Genomic DNA, 2,930 nt, shown 5'->3' on the forward strand with positions numbered 1-2,930 from the left:
GCGTCCTGATAGGCCAGCCCAAACATGTCGCCGGCCGCATCCTGACCAGTGTTGGCCCCAAAACCTGCCGTCAACGAGCCCAACGCGGCCACCAGATCCTCAGCAACAGCAGCCACCGCGCTGCCCGCGGTGAACATCGCATCTGGGTCGACAGCCAGCGGAGCCACGCGCGGAATTTTGCCTTATGGCATGGGTTGTCGCCATTCACCCAACAAGCCGGATAACACCAGGTGTCGTCCGCATGGCCAGGGCGCGTGACGCCACCGCTTACCCTCACCCCCTCCGGGTTACGCGCCAGGTGTCCCGGTGCAGTGATTGGCACAAGCTGGCCCCGGTTGCCCATGACTGCTGCGTTGGCAAAAGCTGGAGTGCGCTGAAGCGACACCACAAATAACCTTTATTGACGTGACGACTAACCAGCCGCCTGGACCGCAGTGGACACCGCCGCATCCCGCTCAGATCGCACCGCGCCCACGGAGCTGGCCGGTGGTGGCGTTGGCCACCGTCGCCGCCGTGCTGGGCGCCGCTGCGTTGATCGTGGCACTAATGCGCCCAGCAAATAGCAACCCCGCCGGAGCCCCCGGAACCACCATCACGCCGACATACACCGCGGCTGGAGTCGCGGGCGCCCGTCAGAAATTGTGTGACGTCTACAAATTGGCGGCGCGTCAAATCCAAATCCAGACCAATGGCGATAACCCAGCGCTCGCCTCCCACGCCGCAGTGAATGGAGCGTTGATGCTCGAGCAAGCAGTGGACGCAGGCGTCGCACTTTCGCCTAGTGACCGTGCGGCCGCGTTGGCATTGGCGAAGGCTTACGCCAACACAAACGCCCTCGGTAGCTACTTGCATCGTGATGATCCGGTGTATCAGGCGGCCGTCGATGATGTCCTTGCCAAGGATGCAGACATGAAAGCTCAGTGCGGTGCCGGCTAACTTTCCGCCGGGCACGTGGTCCGGCAACACCGTCTACTGCCCCGCCCGTGGCGGGCATCCCCGCCGCGTCCGCTGTGCCGCATATTCCCGACGCAGGCACGGCGGCTGCCAGCCCGGCCCGGGTGCTATCAAAACCCGCTGATAGCACCATGACCTCAGTTGCACCGGTGATGAGCAGCGGCCAAACCGCCGCACCCGTCAGTGCCACGCCAGCAGGCCCCTTGCCCGCATGGGGCGCCGACTTGCGCCCACCCGTCGTCACCCGACCGGTTGCACCGTCGACGCCGACTGGACCCGTCTCGGGTGCGGCCGTGGCGGCCTCCGCCCAATACCTGACTTTTATCACTTCGGCTATCTCGATCAGACCGTAGGGCTTTGACCTGCTGATTCGTTTGGTCGCTGGTGCGGATCTGTGCACTAGGACCGGGTCCGTAGGGTGCGGTGGTGGCCTACGTGCGCGCGGTGAAAACCAGCTCTGGGGCGACGGCGGTGCAGATCGTCTGGTCGTCGCGGCTGGGATCGCGGTCGATCGAGCATTTGGGCTCGGCCCATGATGAGGCCGGGGTAGCGGCGCTCAAGGCCGCCGCGGCGCAGCGGCTGGCCGCCGGTCAGGCCGAGCTGGACCTCGGGATTGCCGGCCGGGCCGGGTCTTCGCCATTGCCGATCACCTCCTCGCGGGCGGCGCATCTGTGGGATGCCTTGTGCCACGCGTATGCGGTGCTCGGATTCGACCAGGTGGCCGATGAGGTGTTCCGCGGTCTGGTGTGTGCGCGGATCATCGAACCGACCAGCAAGATCGACTCCGCCCGGGTTCTGGCCGAAACCGGGGTGGGTGCCCCGTCGTATCCCACTCTGAACCGCCGTCTACCAATCTATGCCAAAGATGCTTTTCGACAACAAATCTCGGAAGCCTGCTCAGTGCACGCCGACCTGGGGCCGGCCACCTTGGTGTTGTATGACGTGACGACGCTGTACTTCGAAACCGACACCGCTGACGGGTTCCGGGAGCCCGGATTCTCCAAGGAACGACGCCTAGAACCCCAGATCACCGTCGGATTGCTCACCGACGCCTCAGGGTTGCCGCTCACGGTGCAAGCCTTCGAAGGCAACAAAGCCGAGACGGCCACCATGCTGCCGGTGATCAACACGTTCAAAAAAGCCCATCAGCTCACCGATATCACGGTGGTCGCTGATGCCGGGATGATCTCTGAAGCCAACCAAATCGATATCAGCGCCGCCGGATTGACCTACATCCTGGGAGCGCGGCTGCCCTACCTGCCCGATGTCGTACGCGAGTGGCACGACAAACACCCCGACCAGGCCGTCCCCGATGAGCTGATCCTGACCCAGCCCTGGCCAGCCACCAGCCGGGAGAAAACCCGCGGGATCCCTGACCGGGTGATCCACTACCAGTACCGCACCGACCGGGCGCGGCGCACGCTACGCGGCATCGATGAACAGATCGCCAAAGCCCAAAAGGCCGTCGACGGGAAAGCCCCGGTCAAACGCAACCGGTTCATCACCTTGACCGGGGAAACCAAGGCTATCGACCGTGACCTGGAGGCCAAGGCCCGCGCCTTGGCCGGCTGGAAGGGTTACACCACCAACCTCACCGACCAGACCCCAAAGTTCGTCATCGACGCCTACCACCGCTTGTGGCGCATCGAGAAGAGCTTCCGAATGTCCAAGCACGACCTACAGGCCCGTCCGATCTATCACCACAAGCGTGAATCGATCGACGCTCACCTGACGATCGTGTTCGCCGCGATGGCCCTCACGCACTGGATCGAGCACCGAACCGGTTGGAGCATAAAGAAATTCGTGCGGACTGCACGACGCTACCGCACCATCACCATCCAAGCCGGACAACACACCATCACCGCCGCCGATCCCATCCCCGACGACCTCGCCCAAGCACTAGCGGGAGTTTCCGCCCTTGATGCCTGATCAGCGTTGTTTGTGCTGGTCAGTGGTGGTTTTTTGGGTTGGTGGGT

Annotated in this window: 2 protein-coding genes; both read left to right on the plus strand. The window is 63.8% G+C overall.

The genetic code is table 11. The features are described from left to right. The first annotated feature begins 489 nt into the window (after nucleotides 1-489). Nucleotides 490-936, plus strand: a complete 447-nt coding sequence (locus AWC07_RS02435) for a hypothetical protein (RefSeq protein ID WP_341865238.1) — start codon at nucleotides 490-492, stop codon at nucleotides 934-936. 444 nt (nucleotides 937-1,380) lie between these two features. Next, nucleotides 1,381-2,883 (plus strand): IS1634 family transposase, encoded by a 1,503-nt coding sequence (locus tag AWC07_RS02440; RefSeq protein ID WP_036409069.1) that lies wholly within the window; start codon nucleotides 1,381-1,383, stop codon nucleotides 2,881-2,883. The last annotated feature ends 47 nt before the right edge of the window (nucleotides 2,884-2,930 follow it).

This window comes from Mycobacterium gastri (genome assembly GCF_002102175.1).
Classification (GTDB): Bacteria; Actinomycetota; Actinomycetes; order Mycobacteriales; family Mycobacteriaceae; genus Mycobacterium; species Mycobacterium gastri.